This is a genomic window from Stenotrophomonas sp. YJH_SMC_12-1, from assembly GCF_059370935.1.
In genome coordinates, this window is the sequence record NZ_JCAFUD010000002.1 from 170574 (window position 1) to 189293 (window position 18720).

Annotated in this window: 17 protein-coding genes and 1 pseudogene; 10 read left to right on the top strand and 8 right to left on the bottom strand. The window is 67.3% G+C overall.

Annotated features, from left to right (window positions below):
- Nucleotides 1-63: 63 nt before the first annotated feature.
- Complete coding sequence (locus AC5P8Y_RS04290) at nucleotides 64-1581, top strand: MFS transporter (protein ID WP_049403288.1); 1518 nt, start codon at nucleotides 64-66, stop codon at nucleotides 1579-1581.
- A gap of 279 nt (nucleotides 1582-1860) precedes the next feature.
- Here AC5P8Y_RS04290 and AC5P8Y_RS04295 read toward each other — a convergent pair whose 3' ends face one another.
- Complete coding sequence (locus AC5P8Y_RS04295; protein ID WP_049433241.1) at nucleotides 1861-2265, bottom strand: GFA family protein; 405 nt, start codon at nucleotides 2263-2265, stop codon at nucleotides 1861-1863.
- A 156-nt stretch (nucleotides 2266-2421) separates the two neighbouring features.
- Between AC5P8Y_RS04295 and AC5P8Y_RS04300 the strand changes: the two genes are divergently transcribed.
- Nucleotides 2422-3411 carry an Lnb N-terminal periplasmic domain-containing protein gene (locus AC5P8Y_RS04300; protein WP_080353463.1) on the top strand — a complete coding sequence of 330 codons (990 nt, stop codon included), beginning with the start codon at nucleotides 2422-2424 and terminating at the stop codon, nucleotides 3409-3411.
- The gene (locus AC5P8Y_RS04305) at nucleotides 3411-5432 is read left to right on the top strand and encodes an esterase/lipase family protein (RefSeq protein WP_005408362.1); all 2022 of its coding nucleotides are present in this window, start codon (nucleotides 3411-3413) and stop codon (nucleotides 5430-5432) included. Before AC5P8Y_RS04300 ends, AC5P8Y_RS04305 begins: the two co-directional genes overlap by 1 nt.
- Before the next feature lie 81 nt (nucleotides 5433-5513).
- Here the strand turns inward: AC5P8Y_RS04305 and AC5P8Y_RS04310 are convergent, their stop codons facing one another.
- Complete coding sequence (locus tag AC5P8Y_RS04310; protein ID WP_049403284.1) at nucleotides 5514-6935, bottom strand: MFS transporter; 1422 nt, start codon at nucleotides 6933-6935, stop codon at nucleotides 5514-5516.
- 29 nt (nucleotides 6936-6964) lie between these two features.
- Between AC5P8Y_RS04310 and soxR the strand changes: the two genes are divergently transcribed.
- Nucleotides 6965-7399 carry a redox-sensitive transcriptional activator SoxR gene (gene soxR / locus AC5P8Y_RS04315; protein ID WP_005412484.1) on the top strand — a complete coding sequence of 145 codons (435 nt, stop codon included), beginning with the start codon at nucleotides 6965-6967 and terminating at the stop codon, nucleotides 7397-7399.
- Nucleotides 7400-7471: 72 nt separating this feature from the next.
- Here the strand turns inward: soxR and AC5P8Y_RS04320 are convergent.
- Nucleotides 7472-8095, bottom strand: a pseudogene (locus AC5P8Y_RS04320) (short chain dehydrogenase); the annotation flags it as partial.
- Between the two features lie 77 nt (nucleotides 8096-8172).
- Here AC5P8Y_RS04320 and AC5P8Y_RS04325 point away from each other — a divergent pair.
- On the top strand, nucleotides 8173-9048 hold the full coding sequence (locus AC5P8Y_RS04325; RefSeq protein WP_005412485.1) for a LysR family transcriptional regulator: 876 nt from the start codon (nucleotides 8173-8175) through the stop codon (nucleotides 9046-9048).
- Nucleotides 9049-9107: 59 nt separating this feature from the next.
- Here the strand turns inward: AC5P8Y_RS04325 and proC are convergent, their stop codons facing one another.
- Nucleotides 9108-9929 carry a pyrroline-5-carboxylate reductase gene (proC, locus tag AC5P8Y_RS04330; protein WP_033834830.1) on the bottom strand — a complete coding sequence of 274 codons (822 nt, stop codon included), beginning with the start codon at nucleotides 9927-9929 and terminating at the stop codon, nucleotides 9108-9110.
- 18 nt (nucleotides 9930-9947) lie between these two features.
- Nucleotides 9948-10625 carry a YggS family pyridoxal phosphate-dependent enzyme gene (locus tag AC5P8Y_RS04335; protein WP_111108624.1) on the bottom strand — a complete coding sequence of 226 codons (678 nt, stop codon included), beginning with the start codon at nucleotides 10623-10625 and terminating at the stop codon, nucleotides 9948-9950.
- An 87-nt stretch (nucleotides 10626-10712) separates the two neighbouring features.
- On the opposite strand from AC5P8Y_RS04335, the gene AC5P8Y_RS04340 reads away from it, so the two are divergent.
- The 3 genes from AC5P8Y_RS04340 (at nucleotide 10713) to AC5P8Y_RS04350 (ending at nucleotide 14184) form a co-directional block, all read left to right on the top strand.
- On the top strand, nucleotides 10713-11750 hold the full coding sequence (locus AC5P8Y_RS04340) for a type IV pilus twitching motility protein PilT (RefSeq protein WP_004147099.1): 1038 nt from the start codon (nucleotides 10713-10715) through the stop codon (nucleotides 11748-11750).
- Between the two features lie 100 nt (nucleotides 11751-11850).
- Nucleotides 11851-12993, top strand: coding sequence for a PilT/PilU family type 4a pilus ATPase (locus AC5P8Y_RS04345; RefSeq protein ID WP_005408369.1), 1143 nt, complete (start codon nucleotides 11851-11853; stop codon nucleotides 12991-12993).
- A gap of 207 nt (nucleotides 12994-13200) precedes the next feature.
- Nucleotides 13201-14184, top strand: a complete 984-nt coding sequence (locus AC5P8Y_RS04350) for an aldo/keto reductase (protein ID WP_111108625.1) — start codon at nucleotides 13201-13203, stop codon at nucleotides 14182-14184.
- A gap of 47 nt (nucleotides 14185-14231) precedes the next feature.
- Here AC5P8Y_RS04350 and AC5P8Y_RS04355 read toward each other — a convergent pair whose 3' ends face one another.
- Entirely contained in the window at nucleotides 14232-15131 is a 900-nt protein-coding gene (locus AC5P8Y_RS04355; protein WP_111188469.1) for a LysR family transcriptional regulator, read from the bottom strand.
- 93 nt (nucleotides 15132-15224) lie between these two features.
- On the opposite strand from AC5P8Y_RS04355, the gene AC5P8Y_RS04360 reads away from it, so the two are divergent.
- The gene (locus tag AC5P8Y_RS04360; RefSeq protein ID WP_111188470.1) at nucleotides 15225-15434 is read left to right on the top strand and encodes a DUF4287 domain-containing protein; all 210 of its coding nucleotides are present in this window, start codon (nucleotides 15225-15227) and stop codon (nucleotides 15432-15434) included.
- A 110-nt stretch (nucleotides 15435-15544) separates the two neighbouring features.
- Nucleotides 15545-16252 (top strand): YitT family protein, encoded by a 708-nt coding sequence (locus AC5P8Y_RS04365; RefSeq protein WP_014036228.1) that lies wholly within the window; start codon nucleotides 15545-15547, stop codon nucleotides 16250-16252.
- An 83-nt stretch (nucleotides 16253-16335) separates the two neighbouring features.
- Here the strand turns inward: AC5P8Y_RS04365 and AC5P8Y_RS04370 are convergent, their stop codons facing one another.
- Together AC5P8Y_RS04370 and AC5P8Y_RS04375 are read right to left on the bottom strand one after the other, a co-directional pair.
- Complete coding sequence (locus tag AC5P8Y_RS04370) at nucleotides 16336-16881, bottom strand: DNA-3-methyladenine glycosylase I (protein WP_033834834.1); 546 nt, start codon at nucleotides 16879-16881, stop codon at nucleotides 16336-16338.
- Complete coding sequence (locus AC5P8Y_RS04375; RefSeq protein WP_111188471.1) at nucleotides 16878-18665, bottom strand: DUF4153 domain-containing protein; 1788 nt, start codon at nucleotides 18663-18665, stop codon at nucleotides 16878-16880. The genes AC5P8Y_RS04370 and AC5P8Y_RS04375 overlap by 4 nt, the downstream gene beginning before the upstream one ends.
- Nucleotides 18666-18720 lie beyond the last annotated feature (55 nt).

Genomic DNA, 18720 nt, shown 5'->3' on the forward strand with positions numbered 1-18720 from the left:
GAGCCTGTTTTTCAGGGATAGCGGCCTGTCCATCATCAATGCCCCTGATGGATGGAGGCCCGCATGGCCCCGGTTTCGATGCTCCCTGTACCTGTCCAGACGCAGCAGCGCTGGACCCTGCTTGCCGTCTGCCTGGCCGCACTGGCGTTGCCGTTGTCCTTCTCGGCCGGTGCCGTCGCGGTGCCCGCGCTGGCCCGTTCCGTGACGTCGTCGCCGAGCGTGCTGGCCTGGGTGACCAATGCCTTCATGCTCACCTTCGGCAGCCTGCTGCTCGCTGCCGGTGGCCTGGCCGACCGCTATGGCCGGCGGCGGTTGTTCCTGCTGGGCACTGCAGGCTTCACCGTCGCCACGATCGTCGTCTGCCTCGCGCCCACGCTGCTGTGGCTGGATCTGGCGCGCGGGCTGCAGGGCGTTGCCGCCGCAGCGGCGTTGGCGTCCGGCACGGCTGCGCTCGCGCATGCTTGGCAGGGGCCGATGCGTGGCCGTGTGTTCGCCCTGCTGGGCGCCACATTCGGTGCGGGGTTGGCGCTGGGGCCGCTGCTTGCGGGTCTGCTGCTGCAGGCATTGGGATGGCGCAGTGTGTTCGCCGTCGGCGGCGTGCTGACATTCGCCGCCTTCGTACTGGGCGCGCGTGTGCTGCCCGAAAGCCACGGTGAACGCGGGCGACTGGATGTCGGCGGCATGCTGGGCTTCAGCCTGATGCTGGCAGCGTTGACCCTGGCCCTGCTGTGGCTGGGCGAGTTCGGCCTGCATACCGTGCGCGTGCAACTGGCGCTGTTGGCGACGCTGCTGCTGGGCGCAGCGTTCATCTGCATCGAACGACTGCACCGCTCACCCCTGCTGGACCTCTCGTTGTTCTCGCAACCGGCGTTCCTCGGTGTCCAGCTGCTGCCGGTCGCAACCTGCTTCGGCTACGTGGTGCTGCTGGTGGTATTGCCTCTGCAGCTGCTGGGAGTGCACGGACAGAGCGCGACCCTTGTGGGGCTGCAGATGCTGGCCCTGTCCGCGCCGATGCTGGTGCTGCCGATGCTGGCTGCGCGCTGGGCGGAGCGCGTTGGAAGTGCGCGGCTGTGCACGCTGGGACTGCTGGTCTGTGCCTCTGGCCTGTACCTGTTGTCGCGCCATGCATCGCAGCCGTCGCCTTCGCAGTGGGTGCCGTGGCTGATGCTGGTCGGTGCAGGGACGGCCTTGCCATGGGGGCTGATGGATGGGCTGTCGGTCAGCGTGGTGCCGGTACAGCGTGCGGGCATGGCCGCCGGCATCTTCGGGACCGTGCGTGTAGCCGGTGAGGGCATCGCATTGGCCACAGTCACTGCCTTGCTTGCGCTGCAGATCGGCCATCAGCTGCAGGGCGCGTCGCCGGCATCGCTGGCGCGTGCCGGTGCCTATCTGGCCACGGGGGCGCGGGAACAGGCGCAGGCACTGCTACCGGCGATGAGCCGCATGCAGCTGCAGCACGCCAGTAGTGAGGCGCTGGCAACACTGCTGCGTGTACTGGCGCTGCTGACCGCCGCATGCGCTGCGTTGTTGCACCTGTTGCTGCGGAAACGTAAAGACGCGTTGGTCGGGCGTACTGCGTAGCAGGCTCATCGCCCGCCTTCGCCGTCATCCCGTTGTCGTGTCCCGCTCACGCTGCCTATGCCCACCCGGGCCTAGGCTTGGTCGTCCCCGTCCCCCACGGAGACCTGCCATGTGGCTGCTCGATCATCTCTGGCCTGGCCGTCGACCGCTTCCTCCCCCGGCCGCGGATGCGCCACCGGCACCGCCGCGCCGGCCCTGGTTGAAACGACCCGCGCGGGCGGGGCGCAGCGGCATGGCGCCCTGGCAGAAGATCGCCACGCCACCGCGGCGCACGCGCCACTAGTCGCTGCGGTCTGACGGGTGATTGATCCCGTCGCTGACCGGGATCACCCCCAACGCGAACGGGTCGATGCCTTCCAGGCAGGCCACGTTGTAGCCGTACTGGTCGGGGTTGGAGCGGCGCCGGTGATGGGTGTAGATGCCGCACACGCCACAGAAGTAGTGCTCGGCCACATGGGTGTTGAACTGGTACATCTGCAGTTGGTTCTGCCCGCGCAGCACCTGCAGGCCCTGGCGGGGGACGCTGGCGGCGATGGCACCCCGGCGCCGGCACATCGAGCAGTCGCAGCGGCGGGGATCGACGATGCCGTCCGGCAGGTCCAGCAGCAGCTCGACGGTGCCGCAGTGGCAGGTTGCGCGGTGCTGGGGTTGGACCGGAACGCCGGCCACGGAAGTGATGCCCATCATTGCTCCTGTGTGATCCGTCTGGCCGCGGGGGCCGCCGCAGACGGTGCGCCGGTGTGCCTGAACGGGCCGTAGATGCCACGGTGAACCCGCTTGTGGCTAACTATGCGGCTTCAGGACCGCGACAGGATGCCAGTGAAAGCCGCAGGACGATGGATGACAGGAAGTGCCACGGCGCTGCTGGCGCTGTGGGTGACCGGGCTGCTGGCCTATCAGTTGCCGGGGCCGGGCTGGCTGGCCACCGGCGTCGCCGGGCTGTGGCTGCTGGTAGCGCTGTGGGCGTCGTGGCGGGTCGCGCGGGGCCGTGCCTCGTGCCGCCTGGGCCTGGCGTTCGGGGCATCGCTGGCGCTGGCCGGCCTGTGGTGGCTGCTGCTGACCCCGCGCCAGGACCGCGTGTGGGCCGATGACGTGGCCCAGCGCCTGCACGTGGTGTCTTTCGATGGCCGCCATGTCGTGCTGGACAACGTGCGTGATTTCACCTGGCGCAGCGAAACCGACTACGACGCCCGCTGGGTGCGCCGCGAGTACGACCTGGACCAGTTGCGCTCTGCCGATCTGGTGCTGTCGTACTGGATGGGCCCGGCCATCGCCCACACCCTGATCTCGTTTGGTTTCGAGGACGGCCGCCACGTGGTGTTCTCGCTGGAGATCCGCAAGGAGCGCGGTGAATCGTTCTCGGCGCTGGGTGGCTTCTTCCGCAAGTTCGAGATGACCCTGGTAGCTTCGGAGGAGACCGACATCATCCGCACCCGCACCAACGCGCGCGGCGAGGACGTCTATCTCTACCGCCTGCATGGCATGAACCGCGCACAGCTGAAGGAACTGTTCGCTGCGTACATCGCGCAGGCCCGCGAACTGGATGCCAAGCCCGGCTTCTACAACACGCTGACCAGCAACTGCACCACCATCGTCTTCGACCTGGCCCGGCACATCGCACCGCGTCTGCCGCTGGATTACCGCCTGCTGCTGTCCGGTTACCTGGCCGAGTACGCGCAGGAGGTCGGCGCGCTCGCTCCAGGTGTGCCGTACGCCGAGCTGCATGACAAGGGCCGCATCACCCAGCGTGCGCTGGACCTGGGCAGCGGCGACCACTTCTCCACCGTAATCCGCCAGGGCGTGCCCGGCACCGAGCAGGACCCGCAGTAATGACCCGATTCCTCCCACGCCGCTGGCAGCGCCTGCTGCCGGTGTTGTTCGCTGCCTTCCTGCTGCTGGGTAGCAGCGGTTGCGCGATGGTTACCGTCAAGCAGGTCAAGTCCAGCGATTCGCTGGTCAACAAGCGTGCCGACGTGCTCAACACGGGCAAGCTCAGCCCGGCCGCGCGCGAAACGCTCAGCGCGGCAGGCCTGGACGAGTCGCAGTGCGAAAAGGACTTCCTGGTCTGCCGCAGCACGCTGCTGATGACCGACGACCTCAATGTCGAGCAGCGGTTGTCGGCGCTGTCCGAACTGTGGGTGAAGGCCGCGCTGGCGATGACGCCGAAGAAGACGGCTGCCGGCGATCCGCCGATGAGCGATGCGGCATTGGATGCCTGGCTGGAAGCGGCGCGCTATGCCTATGCCTACCTGTTCTACAGCGGCCGCTCACCGTCCGACCGTGCCTTCGAGGACCGCCAGACGCAGGTGCGCGACTACTACAACTACGCGGCCGAGAAGGCGGCAGTGGTGCTGTTCGTGCGCGCACGCGCCGCTGCGCTGGCCGGCGAGGATTACACGAAGCCGCTCACGGTCGGCAGCTGGTCGCTGGCCTCCAACTACCAGCAGCTGAACCTGAAGAGCATTCCCGCGCAGCTGGTGCCGGCCGGCACGGTCAGCTTCGTCGGCCTGCGCAGTACCTATCGCCGCGATGGCTTCGGTGCCGAGCTGGTGATGGTGATGGACCCGCCGAAGCTGGTTGCACCGGTGATCGCACCCGAGGGCCCCAAGGCCGAGGCGCCGCAGGAGGATGAGGACGACGCACGCCGTGGCCGCCGTCATCGCCATGACGATTCGGTGCCCGAGTTCAGCGAGATGTCCTCGATCAACGTCACCGCACTGCTGCGCTTCGAGGGCAGCAACCTGGACGATGTGATGCGTACGCGCCGGGTCGAGCTGGACGCTTATTCGCCCGAAGCCACCGAGCGCATCACCCTGCATGGCGAGCAGGTGCCGCTTGCCGGCAACTTCACCGCCGCCTATGGCCTGTGGCTGGCGCAGAGCGGTTTCGCCCGGCAATCGCTGCGCACCCTGTTCGGCATGAGCGAGGGCATCGGCGAACCGCACATCTACCTGATGCAGCCGTGGGACCCGAATCGTCGCATTATCTTCATGCTGCACGGCCTGGCCAGCAGCCCGGAAGCCTGGGTGAACCTGGCCAACGAGATCATGGGCGACCCCGAGCTGCGCCAGCAGTTCCAGGTGTGGCAGGTGTACTACCCGACCAATGCGCCGATCGCGTTGAACCGCTACGAGATCGCCAATGCGTTCAACGACACGCTGAAGCACTTCGATCCCAACGGCAGCACGCGTGCATCGAAGGACATGGTCTACATCGGCCACAGCATGGGCGGCGTGCTGGCGCGCCTGCTGGTCAGTGACTCGGGCGACGTACTGTGGAATGACCTGCTGGCCAACTACGACCTGAAGGGCGAGCGCCTGAAGCGGGTGCAGAACAAGCTGGGGCCGCTGCTGCATTTCAAGGCGCAGCCGAACGTGGAGCGTGCGATCTTCATCGCCGCGCCGCACCAGGGCACCGACATTGCCGGCAACAAGGTCGGGCGCCTGATCGGTCGCCTGGTACGCCTGCCGCTGACCATCCTCGGCAAATTCGAGGATGTGTTCCTGGCACTGGCGCAGGCCGAACAGCAGGTCGATGGCACGGCCAAGCCGAAGATTCCGAACAGCATCGACAACCTCAAGGCCAGCGATCCGTTCGTGAAGGCCGCCGCACAGCTGCCGATCGAAGCGGGCCTGAAGTACCACTCGATCATCGCCCAGCGCAAACCGGAACTGCCGGTGGACAAATCCGATGACGGGCTGGTGCCGTACTGGAGTGCGCACCTGCCGGGTGCATTGTCCGAGAAGGTGATCATTTCCGGCCACAGCGTGCAGGAGACCCCGCAGGCGGTGCTGGAAGTGCGGCGCATCCTGCATCGGGACATCGATGATGTGGGGGCCGGTACGCGGTAATGCCGGCCGCTGGCCGTCATGGGATTCCCGCGTGCGCGGAGGTTGCCGGCCAGCGGCCGGCACTACCGGAATCCGGCGGCGCTACACCCGTCGCGCGATCACCGTGGCCAACAGCGCAAGGCCGAAGGTGATGGTCAGGCACAGCAGGTAGCCGGTGTGCGGGCTGCTTTCCACGAACAATGCGAACAATGCGCCGGAGACCGCCAGCGCGGTGGTCACCGACAGGGCCTCGCTCAGCTGCAGTGCCGAGGTGTTGGCACCTTGCTCCCGCGGCGCCGACAACGACAGCGTCAACACCGACAGGCTGGCGTAGATCATGCCCATGCCGAAGCCGGTCACGGCCCAGCCGAGCAGCGACACCGGCAGTGGCACCGCGTTGAACAGCACGGCCAGCGTGGCGGCGATGCCGACCGTCATCATCATTGTGCCGGCGCGCAGCAGCTGCTGGCGTGGCCAGCCACGCTGCTGGTGGCCCTGCAGCCACGAGCCGGCGAACCAGCCCAGCGCACCGAGACTGAGTACGGCACCGGCCCAGCTGGGCGAAAGGCCACGTTCGCGCTGCAGCAGCAGTGGCAGGTAGGCCTCGCAGGCGAAGAAGGCGGCTGCCGCGATGCCACGCAGCGCGATCACGCTGGGCAGGCCACGGCGCAGGATCAGTGTTCCGCGCGGAAGCAGTCGATGTACGCAGAACAGCAGCGCCAGCACCGCCACACCGATGCAGAGCAGGGCAGGCAGGGCCGGTTGCTGACCGCCGAAGTACAGCAGCAACGCGGCCAGCGAGGCGCCGCTGGCCCAGCGCACCACCTTGCCGCGTCCATCGTCGGCGGTGCCGGGGGGACGGGGCTGCATGCGTGCCAGCGCGGGGCGCAGCAGCAGGCCTGCCGGAACCGCCAGCAATGGCACCGCCAGGAACACCCAGCGCCAGCCCAGGTGCTGCACGATCAGGCCGCTCAACGCCGGGCCAACCATCGAAGGCACCACCCAGCCGGCCGAGAAGGCGGCGAACACCTTCGGCCGCAGGTGCTCCGGGTAGCTGCGGCCGACCATCACGTACAGCGAGACCGAGATCGCACCCGCACCCAGGCCCTGCAGCAGGCGTCCCGCCACCAGCATGCCCATGCGCATCGCGAAGCCGGCTAGCAACAGGCCCAGCACGAAGCAGCCAAGGCCGTACCAGAGTGGCCGTGCCGGACCATGGTGATCGGCCCAGCGCCCGGCCAGGGTCATGCCGATCACGCTGGTGGCCAGGGTACCGCCGAAGGCCAGTGCGTACAGGCGCAGGCCATCCAGCGCCTCGGCCACGGTGGGCATCGCGGCCGCAACGGCCAATGCCTCGAAGGCGTGCAGCGCGACCAGCGCGACCATGCCGAGGGTGGTCGCGCGATAGCGTGCGGACAGGATCGAGGTGTCGGCCGGCAGGTGGGCGGCGGCGGGCGAGAGGGTCGGGGTCATACGGGTCAGATGCGGGCCGCGCTTGTCAACTGGCGGCGAAGATAGCAGCATGACACCTCAACAGCAGTTGAGGTCAAGCAATGGTGTCCCAGGAACTGAGCGTGGGTGAAGTCGCCCAGCGCAGTGGCGTGGCGGTTTCCGCGCTGCATTTCTACGAGCGCAAGGGGCTGATCAGCAGCCTGCGCACCTCGGGCAACCAGCGCCGCTACAGCCGCGACGTGCTGCGCCGGCTGGCCGTGATCCGCGTTGCGCAGCGCGTGGGCATGCCGCTGGAAGCGGTCGGCCGTGCCTTCGAAAGCCTGCCCGAGGGGCGCGCACCGACCAAGGCCGACTGGGCCAGGCTGTCCGCGCGCTGGCGCACCGAGCTGGAGGAGCGCATCCACATGCTGCAACTGCTGCGCGATGAGCTCACCGGCTGCATCGGCTGCGGCTGCCTGTCGCTGCAGCGCTGCCGCCTGGCCAACCCGGGGGATGTGCTTGGCGAACGCGGCGACGGCCCGATGCGCTGGGAATGACCCGCGAAAAGGGGACGGAGGGGATTATGTCGTTTGTGCATTGACGACTTGATCCCCTCCGTCCCTTCTTTCTTACCAGACCGTGATCGTCTCGCCGCTCTGGATGCCTTCCACTGCACGCAGGAAGGCCAGCGCCGCGCGCTGCGCGCTCACCGCTTCAAAGCCCGGGAAATAGGGTGCGTAGGCCGCCATCGATTCGATCAGCACGTTCGGGCTGACCACGTTGATGCGCAGGCCACGCGGCAGCAGTTCCAACGCGGCGGCACGCACGAAGCCTTCCAGCGCGGCATTCACCGAGGTGGCGTTGACGCCATCGCGGATCGGCTGTGCACTGACGATGCCGCTGGTCAGGGTGATCGAGCCGCCGGCGTTGAGATGGTGCTGCGCCGCCAGGGCCAGCCGCACCTGGCCCAGCAGCTTGTCCTGCAGGCCGAGGTTGAACTGCGCCGGCGTCATGTCCTGCAGCGGACCGAAGTGCAGCTTGCCGGCGGTGGAAATCACCGCATCAACCGGGCCGGTACGCGAGAACAGTTCGGCGACGCTGGCGTCGTCGGTCAGATCCACGCGCATTTCGCCACTGTTGCGGCCGGCGGCGAGAATCTGATGCTGTTGTCCGAGCTGGCGGGCGACTGCCTGACCGAGGGTGCCGCTGGCACCAACGAGGAGGATCTTCATGGCCGTTCCTTGCGTGAGGGAGTAAGCGCAGTCTGCGCCGTCACAGTGGGGTTAGGTAAGCGGCGTATGCTTTGAGGATTCCTAACTCTGGATTAGCAATGGATACCCTTCGCTGCATGCAGGCTTTCGTCGCGGTAGCCGAGTGCGGCAGCTTTGCAGGGGCCGCTGAACAGTTGCAGGTCTCGGCGGTGATGGTCGGCAAGTACATCCAGCAGCTGGAGGCGCACCTGGGCACCGCGGTGCTGCAACGGAACACCCGCCGTCAGCGCCTGACCGAAGCCGGCAGCGCCTACCTGGCCGGGTGCCGGCAGGTGCTGGAGCAGGTGCAGCAGGCCGAGGCCGACGTGGCTGGACTGCAGGTGCAACCGCGCGGGCTGCTGCGGGTCAGCGCACCCACCACCTGGGGCAGCTGCGTGCTGGCGCCACAACTGGCCGGCCTGCTGCGCGCGCAGCCGCAGCTGAACGTCGAACTGGATCTGAGCAACCGCCGTGTGGATCTGATCGAGGACGGCTTCGACGTGGCGATCCGGGTCGGGCCGCTGCCGTCGCAGGAGGTGGTGGCGCGGCCGCTGCCACCGTATGCGATGAGCCTGTGCGCGGCGCCGTCCTACCTGCGCCGGCGCGGCACGCCGCGTACGCCCGCCGATCTGGAAGGGCATGACTGCCTGAGCCATCTGGCCTGGCGCGGTGGCCACGGCTGGCAGCTGGCCAACGGTGAACAGGTGGACTGGGAAGCGCGCCTGACCTGCAATGATGGTGTTGCACTGCGCGAAGCCGCCGTGGCCGGGGCCGGGCTGGTGCTGCAGCCGACCGCACTGCTGGCCGGGGAGATTGCAGCAGGGCGGTTGAAGCCGCTGCTGCGCGACTACCTGCCCGAACCGCGGCCGATGCACCTGATCTACCTGCCCGACCGCAGGCCGCGCCCGCGGTTGCAGTGCTTCGTCGATTTCGTCATGACCACGTTGGGGCAATGAGCATCCACGCCATGCGTGGATGATGGTAGGTGCCGACCGTTGGTCGGCACACATCGGGATCAATCATTCGCCGCAGACAGTTCCTGCCCACGCACCTGCGCAGCGCGCAGTGCCGTATCCACCAGGGCCTCGAAGCCACCGGCCTGGAAGCTCTCGATCGCGGCCTGGGTGGTGCCGTTGGGCGAGGTCACGCGGCGGCGCAGTTCCGCCGGGCTTTCGCCAGCCTCATCCAGCATGCGTGAGGCGCCCAGCAGGGTCTGCACCACCAGCGTGCGCGCGGCGTCGGCCGGCAGGCCCTGGGCAATACCCGCCGCTTCCATCGCTTCGGCCAGCAGGAACACATAGGCCGGGCCGCTGCCGGAAACGGCAGTCACTGAATCCATCAGCCCCTCGCTGTCGATCCACACCGTGCGCCCGGCACTGGCCAGCACCTGCTCGGCCCGCGCGTGCTGCTGCGTGTCCACCGACGGTGTGGCGAACAGGCCGGTCACACCTGCGCCGAGCAGGGCAGGGGTGTTCGGCATCGCGCGCACCACTGCCAGGTCGCCCCCCAGCCAACGCTGCAGCTGCGCACTGGTGATGCCGGCGGCAATCGACACCACCAGCGGTCGGCTCGCCTGTGCCAGCGCCTGCAGAGACTGGCAGACTTCGCGCAGCACCTGCGGCTTCACCGCCAGCAGCCAGGTGCCACCCTGCGCGGCGGCATCGCTCGTGTTGTCATGCACCTGCACGCCGAAGTCGGCGGCCAGCGCCTGGCGCAGTTCGGCCACCGGTTCGGCGACATGGATGTGCGCGGCCGGCACGCCCTGGCGGATCAGGCCGGCGATCAGGCTGCGCGCCATGTTGCCGCCGCCGATGAAGGTGATGGAATCAGCTGCCATTGAAATCTCCTTGAAAAATCAGGCCGGGCGCGGGCGCGCGCCGAACAGGGCGGTGCCGATGCGCACCAGGGTGGCGCCCTCGGCGATGGCTTCGGCGTAATCGCTGCTCATGCCCATCGACAGCGTGTCGATCTGCGCGTGTTGGGCAGCCTGCGACTGGAAAAGTGTGCGCATGCGCACGAATGCATCCCGACGGCGCTCGGCTTCGGGCCATGGCGCGGGAATCGCCATCAGTCCGCGCAGGCTCAGGGTGGGTTCGGCGGCAATCGCTGCGGCCAGTGCATCCACTTCTTCCGGTGCACAGCCATGCTTGCTCGATTCGTCGTCGATGTTGACCTGGATCAGCACGTTCAGCGGGCCTCGCGCGACCGGCCGATGGCGTGCCAGCGCGGTCACCAGCTTGGGCCGGTCCACGCTCTGCACCCAGTCGAAGTGGGTGGCCACGGCCTCGGCCTTGTTCGACTGCAGGTGGCCGATCAGGTGCCATTCCAGCGCCAGGTGCTGCAGCGCCTGCATCTTGGCCAGTGCCTCCTGCACGTAGTTCTCGCCGAAGGCGTGCTGGCCCTGCGCGGCCAGCGCAGCCACGGCCTCGGCCGGCTGGGTCTTGGACACTGCCAGCAGGCGTGGGTCGGGCCTGCCAGCGGCCTCGGCGGCGGCATGCAGGTTGCTCAGGATCTGGGGCAGGGGAGTGGCCACGTAACGCGTTCCGTTGAATCAGGAGGCTATACTGCCGCCCGGGGAAAGATCCTTCCAGTCGAAGCCGTTATTGGGGAGTAGCCGCTCATGGATATCGCCGAACTGCTGGCGTTTTCCGTTAAGAACAAAGCGTCCGACCTGCACCTGTCCGCAGGCCTGCCGCCGATGATCCGCGTCGACGGCGACGTTCGCCGGATCAACATCCCAGCCCTGGACCACAAGCAGGTCCATGCGCTGGTGTACGACATCATGTCCGACAAGCAGCGCCGCGATTACGAGGAATTCCTCGAAGTGGACTTCTCCTTCGAGATCCCGTCGCTGGCGCGCTTCCGAGTGAACGCGTTCAACCAGAACCGCGGTGCCGGTGCGGTGTTCCGTACCATTCCGTCCGAGGTGCTCACCCTCGAGGACCTGGCCTGCCCGCCGCTGTTCCGCGAAGTGATCCAGCAGCCGCAGGGCCTGATCCTGGTGACCGGCCCGACCGGTTCGGGCAAGTCGACCACGCTGGCGGCGATGATCGACTACATCAACAAGAACGAATACGGCCACATCCTCACCGTCGAGGATCCGATCGAATTCGTGCATACCTCGCAGAAGTGCCTGATCAACCAGCGCGAAGTGCACCGCGACACGCATGGCTTCAATGAAGCACTGCGCTCGGCGCTGCGTGAGGACCCGGACATCATCCTGGTGGGCGAACTTCGTGACCTGGAAACCATCCGCCTGGCACTGACCGCGGCGGAAACCGGCCACCTGGTGTTCGGCACCCTGCATACCAGTTCGGCGGCCAAGACCATCGACCGCATCATCGACGTGTTCCCGGCCGGCGAAAAGCCGATGGTGCGCTCGATGCTGTCCGAGTCGTTGCGCGCGGTCATTTCGCAGGCGCTGCTGAAGAAGGTTGGCGGCGGTCGTACCGCAGCGTGGGAAATCATGGTCGGCACCCCGGCCATCCGCAACCTGATCCGCGAGGACAAGGTGGCGCAGATGTACTCGGCCATCCAGACTGGCCAGCAATACGGCATGATGACCCTGGACCAGCACCTGCAGGACCTGGTCAAGCGCAGCCTGATCACCCGAAACCAGGCCCGTGAGTACGCCAAGGACAAGCGCCTGTTCGAGTAAGGCGGGGCAGTAACGGGGCAGCGTGCGCCAGTGCGCTGCTGTTCCCGTGTTGTTTCCTCCACCGACCGTTACCTGGTAAACCGCTTTCCGGGAGCCTGCCGTGAACACCACCGCGACCACCATCGATTTCACTTCGTTCCTCAAGCTGATGGCGCACCAGCGCGCCTCGGACCTGTTCATCACTGCGGGCATGCCGCCGGCGATGAAGGTCAACGGCAAGATCTCGCCGATCACGCAGACCCCGCTCACGCCGCAGCAGAGCCGCGACCTGGTCCTCAACGTGATGACCCCGGCGCAGCGCGAGGAATTCGAGAAGACCCACGAATGCAACTTCGCCATCGGCCTGTCCGGTGTCGGCCGCTTCCGCGTCAGCTGCTTCTACCAGCGCAACCAGGTCGGCATGGTGCTGCGTCGCATCGAGACGCGCATTCCGACGGTGGAAGAACTGAGCCTGCCGCCGATCATCAAGACGCTGGCGATGACCAAGCGCGGCATCATCCTGTTCGTCGGTGCCACCGGTACCGGTAAATCGACCTCGCTGGCGGCGATGATCGGTTACCGCAACCAGAACTCGACCGGCCACATCATTACCATCGAAGATCCGATCGAATTCGTGCACAAGCACGAGGGCTGCATCATCACCCAGCGCGAAGTCGGCATCGATACCGACAGCTGGGAAGCCGCGCTGAAGAACACCCTGCGCCAGGCGCCGGACGTGATCATGATTGGCGAGGTGCGTACCCGCGAAGGCATGGACCACGCCATCGCGTTCGCCGAAACCGGCCACCTGGTGCTGTGCACCCTGCATGCCAACAACGCCAACCAGGCGATGGACCGCATCGTCAACTTCTTCCCGGAAGACCGCCGCAACCAGCTGCTGATGGACCTGTCGCTGAATCTCAAGGGCGTGGTCGCGCAGCAGCTGGTGCCGTCGCCCGATGGCCGCTCGCGCAAGGTGGCGATGGAGATCCTGCTGGGCACGCCGCTGGTGCAGGACTACATCCGCGACGGCGAGATCCACAAGCTGAAGGAAGTGATGAAGGACTCGGTCCAGCTGGGCATGAAGACCTTCGACCAGAGCCTGTTCGAGCTGTACCAGGCCGGCGAGATCAGCTACGAGGACGCGCTGCGTTACGCCGATTCGCAGAACGAAGTGCGCCTGCGCATCAAGCTCAGCCAGGGCGGCGACGCACGCACGCTGTCACAGGGCCTGGATGGCGTGGAGATCTCCGAGATCCGGTGACCTGCAGATCTGTAGAGTCGACTGTCAGTCGACTCTCGCGCGCAGCGCGGGATTTTCCCGGCCGGTGAAAGAGCAGTCGACTAACAGTCGACTCTACCGGGCGCGTTGGCGATTGATGAATTCCAGTCATGACCAACTGCAATGCTGCCCATTCAATCGGCGGCCCCTGCAGGCGTATCGTCAGCGTTCCCCCTCTGGAGCATCACGATGCAGACACGTGAACTCGGCCGCAGCGGCCTGAAGGTCTCCGCCTTGGGCCTGGGTTGCATGGGCCTGACCCATGCCTATGGCCAGCCGGTCGAGCGCAGCCAGGGCATCGCCCTGCTGCACGCCGCCGTTGAACGCGGCGTGACCTTCTTCGACACCGCCGAAGTGTACGGCCCGTACACCAATGAAGACCTGCTCGGCGAGGCCCTGGCGCCTTACCGCGACAAGCTGGTGATCGCCACCAAGTTCGGCTTCAAGGATGCGCGCACCGATACCGGCCTGGACAGCCGCCCCGAGAACATCCGCGCCGTGGCCGAAGCCAGTCTCAGGCGCCTGCGCACCGACCATATCGACCTGTTCTACCAGCACCGTGTCGACCCGAACGTGCCGATCGAGGACGTGGCCGGCACCGTGCGCGACCTGATCGCCGAGGGTAAGGTCGGCCACTTCGGCCTGTCCGAGGCCAGCGCCGCCACCGTGCGCCGTGCGCACGCGGTGCAGCCGGTGGCTGCCGTGCAGAGCGAGTATTCGCTGTGGTGGCGTGAACCGGAGCGCGAACTGCTGCCGGCCCTGCAGGAACTGGGCATCGGCTTCGTGCCGTTCAGTCCGCTCGGCCGTGGCTTCCTGACCGGCGCGATCAACGCCGACACCACCTTCGACGCCAACGATTTCCGCAACAGCGTGCCGCGCTTCGAAGTGGACGCCCGCCGCGCCAACCAGGCGCTGGTGGATCGCATCAGTACGATTGCTGCAGCACGCGGCGCGACCCCGGCGCAGGTGGCGCTGGCCTGGCTGCTGGCGCAGGCGCCGTGGATCGTGCCGATTCCGGGCACCACCAAGATCCACCGCCTGGAAGAGAACCTGGGTGCGGCTGACCTGCAGCTGGCGCCGGAAGAACTGCAGCGCATCGCGCAGGCGCTGGATGAAGTGTCGATCGTCGGTGAGCGCTACAACGCACAGCGTGCGGCCCAGGCCAAGGGCTGATCACCGGGTGCGGACCGAGGTGGGTGCGGACCGTTGGTCCGCACACCTCATCCAGCCATCGGCCCGCGCAGCGCATCCAGCACCGTGCGCATCGCCACCGTGACGTGGCGGCGCGACGGGTAGTACGCGTAGTAGCCATCGAAGTGCGGGCACCAGTCGTCCAGTACCGACTGCAGGCGGCCATCGTCCAGCATCGGCTGCACCTGGTCTTCCGGCAGCCAGGCCAGTCCGCTGCCGGCCAGCGCAGCGGCGCGGGTCATGCCCATGGTGTTGAAGGTCCACTGGCCGCTCACGCGCACGCTCAGTTCGTTGCCGTCCTGGCCGAAATCCCACGGCATCAGCCCGCCATGCGTGGGCAGGCGCAGAGTCACGCAGTTGTGGCCTGCCAGCTCGTTCGGATGCCGTGGCACCACATGCTGGCGGAAGTAGCTGGGTGCGCCGACCACGCGCATGCGCAGCGGCGGGCTGATCGGCACGGCGACCATGTCGCGCGCCAGGCGCTCGCCGAGGCGGATGCCGATGTCGTAGCGCTCGGCCACGATGTCGGCCAGCCCGTAGTCGGCGGTCAGTTCCACCTTGAGATCCGGATACTGCTGCAGCAGCGGCGCCAGCCGTGGCCACGCGATGTACTCGGCGGCATGGCCGGTGGCATTGATGCGGATGGCGCCGGCCGGGCGTTCACGGTATTCGGCCAGCGCGGCCAGTCCGTCCTCGATCTCGGCCAGGCGCGGGCCCAGGGTGTCGAGCAGGCGGGCACCGGCTTCGGTGGTGGACACGCTCCGAGTGGTGCGGGTCAGCAGGCGCACACCCAGGCGCTGTTCCAGGCCGCGCATGGCATGGCTGAGCGCGGACTGGGACACGCCCAGCTGGGCGGCGGCCTTGGTGAAGCTGCCCTCGCAGGCAACGTGGACGAAGGCCTGCAGGTCGTTGAGGTTTTCGCGGGGCATGACGGGATGATACGGCTCCCGGATTGAACGGACCTGTCGATTTCCGGCTCCCCTGTTCGTCGTACCGGTACATCCAACGCAAGGAGCTTCCGCATGAGCACTGAAAAGCCCCAAGGCCCGGCCTCGTATTTCCCCTCCATCGAGAAGACCTACGGGCAGCCGGTGGCGCACTGGTTCGGGCTGCTGGCCGGGAAGAAGGGCCTGAAACACATGGAACTGGTCAGCTTCCTGAAAAGTGAGCATGGGCTGGGCCATGGCCATGCCAACGCGCTGGTGGCGCACCATCTGGCCGGCAAGGGCTGAGCAGCGGCGGGCAGGAGATAGCGCGGGGCGCATTCAGCTGAACGATTTCATCTGCAACTGTCATGCGGATCGTGTCTAATACCGCTCCCCACCTGCTGTTCCCCACCCGTATGTCCCTTCCCTCCCATGGCCCCGCGCCGTGCGACGACGCTGACGGCCACCTGGTCACCGCCGGTCCGCTGACCCCGCCGCCCGACAGCGCCGGCACCACCGCCGACGAAAAAGCGCTGCGCCACTCGATCGCCGAGGACGTGCAAGGCATGGTGCTGGCCACGATGGTGGCTTCGCTGGGCCTGGCCATCTTCGCCAAGGGCGGGCTGATGATCGGCGGCATGGCGGGCATGGCGTTCCTGCTGCACTACGCGATGGGCTGGAACTTCGGCCTGGTGTTCGTGCTGGTCAACCTGCCGTTCTACTGGGTGGCGCTGCGGCGCATGGGCTGGGAATTCACCCTGAAGACCTTCGCCGCGGTCACCGCCTGTGGCGTGCTGACCGACCTGCTGCCGCGCTGGATCGACTTCTCGCACATCAACCCGCTGTATTCGGCGATCGTCGGTGGCGCGTTGTCCGGCCTGGGCATCCTGTTCTTCATCCGCCATCGTGCCAGTCTCGGCGGCATCGGCATCCTGGCGGTGTACCTGCAGCGCACCCGTGGCTGGAGCGCGGGCAAGGTGCAGATGTCCTACGACGCCTGCCTGATGGTGGCCGCGTTCTTCGTGTTGTCGCCGTCGAAGGTGCTGTACTCGGCCATCGGCGCGGTGGTGCTCAGCCTGGTGCTGATGTTCAACCACCGCCCCGGCCGCTACATGGGCGTGTGACCGTTCAACGGGGTTGCCGGCCAGCGGCCGGCACTACCGGAACCCACGCGTAGTAACGCCGGGCCATGCCCGGCGGATATCCATCAGCGGGCGGCGGACTTCAGCCACGGCGGCGACAGCGTCAGCAGTCGCGCATGCACCGGGCAGTCCTCGGCATGCGCACCGGGCAGGTAGCCCAGGCTCATCAGGAACTCGCCGGTGATCTCGCCGCCGGTGAAGCGGAAGGTCTTCTTGAACAGCTTCACCCAGTCGGCCTTGCTGCGCGGGTGGTGCGCATCCAGCCACGACGCGAAGCTGCCGTGGCTGGCCCGCAGCTGCTGGATCACCTGCGCGTTGTGGATCGCCGCCAGCACCTTCAGCCGGTTGCGGATGATGCCCGCGTCCGACAGCAGGCGCTCGATGTCCTGCTCGGCGTATGCAGCCACGCGGTCCACATCGAAGCCGTCATAGGCCGTGCGGAAGCCCTCGCGCTTCTTCAGGATCGTTTCCCAGCTCAGGCCGGCCTGGTTGATCTCCAGCACCAGCCGTTCGAACAGCTCGCGCTCGTCACGCTGCGGGAAGCCGTACTCGTTGGCGTGGTAGTAGTCGTGCACCGGATGGCCCGGGGCGATGAGGCAGTAGCCGCTCATGGGGAAGGCTCGTTGGATTCGGATTCGGGATCGATGGCCAGCGCAGGGTGTCCGCCGATGGACAGCATCGGCCAGCGCGGTGGCACGAGCGTGAGTTTGCCGTCACGCAGGGCCTGGTTGATCGTCTCGGCCTGGCCGCTGACGGTGCCGAACAGCGAACCGGCCCGGCGCCAGTGGGCATCCCTGCCACGTGCGTACAGCACGCAGTCCGGCCCACGGTGGGTGTAAAGCTCGCACAGCAGCACTTCGCCGGTGCCATCGCCGTCCAGGTCGCGATGCACGATCAGGCAGTCGCGCTCGCTCTGGGCGCAGGATTCGCCATCGATCGCGCGCGTGGCCAGTGCCTGCCACCAATCGTCCGGTGGTGAGCTGGATCCCTTGGCCAGCTTCAGCGCGCGCTGCAGGGCCACGACGTCCTGCGGCCCCTTGTCGAGGCGGTGGCCGTCATCCCAGCGCGAGGTACGTGCCAGCGCGGCAGCGATCACCTGTGGCGCGTTGGCATCGGCGGTGATGGCTGGGTCACGCTGCAGCTCGCGCAGCGCCCGCACGCCGCGGTGGCCAAGATCGAAGCGCAGCACGTTGACGTCACTGCTGGTGATCGCGGGCGGGTCCGCACGCAGGCGCGCCAGCTGGCTGGACAGGGTCAGCCGCACCGGGTCCAGCAGCGGCGAGTTGCCCAGCAATGCCAGTGCCAGCACCGCCCAGCACATCCAGCGGTTGACCGGCTCCAGCATCTGCAACCAGCGGCGCTGCCGGCGCAGCACCGCCAGCGCGTAGCCCACGGCATAGCCGGCCACGGCCACTGCGACGAGTACCGCCCAGAACCGGTCCACGGTCCAGCCGTACTGCACCACGCGCAGCCCCAGTGCGTGCAGCGCCAGTGCGGCGTAGACCGGCAGCGCCAGCAGGCTGGCTTCAACCAGCCGGCGCAGCAGCAGCGGGTAGGGGGCGCTGTCTTCCCCCTGCTGGTAGACCGCATTGGTGAACGTCACCAGCAGCAGCGACAGCACCAGCAGCAGGCCGGCGGCCGAGCGGGTCTTCCACAACGGTTCCAGCCCGGTAAGCGGCAGGCTCAGCACGAACAATACGGCGATGAACGAGAGCAGCGGCAACAGCCCACGGCAGATCGCGAACAGCACCTGGCGGGTGATCTGGATGGCGCGGTGCTGGGTGCGCCCGATCAGTACGCCGAACCCGGCCAGGCTGCCGGTGGCCAGTGCGATGAACGCGTCCTGCCGGAACAGGTCGCGGAAGACGGTCACGTCGAGCAGCTGGAACAGCGCCGACCACAGCCACAACAGCAGCCAGGTCAGCCCGGTGAACAGTGCCGCCAGGGCCAGGGTCAAACCATTCTGCCAGGCGCGCTCGAACAGCTCGGGGTAACTGGCACGCCAGTGCCCGTGCTGCAGCTGGAACTGCCACCAGGGCAGGACCACGAACACCGCCACGGCGATGCCCAGGGTCAACGGAAGCTGCAGCGCGCTCGACTCCAGCGCGGTCTCGCCATTGAGGTTCCAGCCGATCCAGGCGGCCAGCGCCAGCACCACCGTCGAGCCGAGCACGGCCTGCAGCCACAGGCGGCGCTGGCCCAGCTCCACCAGGCTCAGCGCCACCGCGCTGGGAATGGCCAGCACCCAGGCGTACCAGCAGTAGCGCCAGCCGATATCGCGGAACGGCCACGCGTCGGACAGTTCCTGCGCGGCATACAGCATCAGGCCCTGCAGCAGGGCAAGCAGGACGATGGCGCTGCGTGCCGGCAGGGTCAGGGGCGTTGAAGACTGCATCGATGACCTTCCATGGCAAAGCACTATCCTAGCCCATCGCTGTTCGACGCCATCG